The organism is Moorena sp. SIO3I6 (assembly GCF_010672095.1).
Window position 1 is genome coordinate 1 of record NZ_JAAHHU010001246.1, and the last position, 1,503, is coordinate 1,503.

The window sequence follows — 1,503 nt, forward strand, 5'->3', positions numbered from 1 at the left end:
TGGATTTTGCGCCAGTTGTCGAATCCGAGAGCATGTCTTAATGGCTTTTTGTAAGCGCTCCTGTTTCCTAACTTTATCAACTTGATCAGTATAGGTTAACTCATGCCACTGCTCGATAAACGTTTGAATTTGTTCCGACTCCAAGTCTTGGAGCATAACATGACGAAATTCAGCATCCCGTAGCCGTTGGGGTTTATAACCAATTACCCGAGATGTCACAATTACTCTTACCTTAGGATACTTATTCGTAAAGCGATGAATATCCGTAATTACATCCTCTCGTTTCCCTGGCTCAAACACTTCATCCAAGCCATCAAACATCACGAAGACAATACCCGCCTTTAACTGATCATCAAGTTTATTTTGATTCAGATGACCTATCGCTCCACTACTTTGATGGCAGAATTCCAAGAAATTCTGGCACTGTCCACTATCGCGATTGCGGATATAAGTGGGTAAGTCAATCAGTAACGGAATCCGTAGAGAACGTTCAGTAGTTAGATCGGTTCTTGCCCACTCCAATGCTAAATAGTGCAGCAAGGTAGATTTACCAGAGCCTGGCTCTCCTAAAACCACCAAATAGCGATAGCCTTGAGAGTTCTTGATCACATCCAATATCGATTGAATTGGCTGTTGATAATAAACCTCTTTAGCTCGTTGCAACTCCTTTTGGTCAATTTCGTGATCTAGTTCACCACTCTCTTGCAGTTTTCGATAATCATCCTTAGGCAGTTCATGAATCGCCTCCGGCATCAAGTCATGAACCTCTCGCACATTTTGGGGGATAAATATCTTCCAGAGTTTTAGTTCATTATAAGCACAGCCACTAGTATCCAAACTATCCAATTTGACATTACCGTAGCTCTCTAGGAGTGCTTCCTGATATTTCCTTAAGTCAACATCTGGGGGAATTCCCGGTTTAGTGTTTTCTGCGATCGCTTCCAAGGTTTGGGAATCTCGGATAGGCCGTAACTGATCGGATTTCCAAATAATATTTTTGACTTTATTATTGTTATTCTTTTTTCCTTTCTTGAGATAGCTTTTACCAATATAGTACATAGTGCCAATCAAATCCTTCCGGTAATTCTAATAAGTCAAGCTCAATCCAAGTCTTCGCTAATATATCGGTATCTATTCCTTGACAGCCATAGTTGAACGCACTGCCCAGGATAGCTTTAATGGATTTATGTTTAAAATACTGCTTGAGAGGTTTACTATACTGTTTTAATTCTTGTTTAGATAAATCAGCATCTTTCAATTCTTTTTACACTAAAGCCATAAATTCTTTTAAGGCTTTACCAAAAAGTTTTTTCTGGGTATTTTGATCCGATAGTCCGGTATACTCTTTGATAGACTCTTTGAAAAAATCTTTCGTGTAGTCTTCTAGAGCTTCTTTGGCCAAGGTACCAATCACCTCTTTGGCCAGATAGCCACCAGCACTATACATTCCCCAAACTGCTAACCAATCCAGCATGATATTGGTAGTTGTTTTTTGGTTTACCA

At 39.7% G+C, this 1,503-nt stretch carries 3 protein-coding genes; all 3 read right to left on the minus strand.

Going from position 1 to position 1,503, the window contains the following annotated elements; translation table 11 throughout:
- On the minus strand, window positions 1-1,059 hold a 1,059-nt coding region (locus F6K49_RS48200; protein ID WP_293109721.1), incomplete at its 3' end, for an NACHT domain-containing protein.
- Complete coding sequence (locus F6K49_RS48205; RefSeq protein WP_293109724.1) at window positions 1,043-1,258, minus strand: hypothetical protein; 216 nt, start codon at window positions 1,256-1,258, stop codon at window positions 1,043-1,045. The genes F6K49_RS48205 and F6K49_RS48200, both read right to left, overlap by 17 nt.
- A gap of 6 nt (window positions 1,259-1,264) precedes the next feature.
- Window positions 1,265-1,503: hypothetical protein (locus F6K49_RS48210; RefSeq protein WP_293109747.1), on the minus strand; the 239-nt coding region annotated here is incomplete at its 5' end.